Here is a 630-nt window from a genome sequence, read left to right on the forward strand (position 1 = left end):
AGCCCCACCAGCGTGAGCTCCCGCTCGTCGGGGCCCTTCCCCTCCGCCACGGCCAGCACGCGCAGGGCGCGCCCCGCCAGCGACGCCAGGGCCTCCGCCACGCCCGGCGGCACCTGCCGGCACAGCGGCAGCAGCACCTCCAGCGCGCCCTTCACGTAGAGGACACCATCCGAGCGCAGGACGCTCATCCGCCGCCGGTCCGAATCAAAGGGCTGCTCCGACACCCGGGGGCGCTCGCGCTCCACGTCCGAGCGCTCCACGCCCCGGGCCCGCGCGGCCGCGAGCAGCGCCAGCTCCGTGGGGTCCCCCGCGCCGGGGCCCTGCGCCCCCACGGCTGGCAGCTCCGCGTCACAGCACGCCGCCGCCACCTCCAGCACGCGCTGCGTGGCCTCCGGGGGCCACACCTCGCGCACCTCCATGATTCCCCGGGTGAGCGTGCCCGTCTTGTCCGTGCAGATGACGGTGGCCGAGCCGAGCGCCTCCACCGCCTGCATCCGCCGCACGAGCACGTGCCCCTTCGCCATGCGCTGCACGCCCACCGCGAGCGCGAGCGTCACCACCGTGGGCAGGCCCTCCGGCACCGCCGCGACCGCGAGCGCCACCGCCGACAGCAGCAGCTCCACCCCCGCC

General features: G+C 77.1%; 1 protein-coding gene. It reads right to left on the reverse strand.

All coding sequences use genetic code 11. The annotated features are described in order from the left end of the window. Nucleotides 1-630, reverse strand: a 630-nt coding sequence (locus D7X55_RS40100) for an HAD-IC family P-type ATPase (protein ID WP_147470452.1), incomplete at both ends; no start/stop codon positions are given.

Source organism: Corallococcus sp. AB049A, from assembly GCF_003668885.1.
Taxonomy (GTDB): Bacteria; Myxococcota; Myxococcia; order Myxococcales; family Myxococcaceae; genus Corallococcus; species Corallococcus interemptor.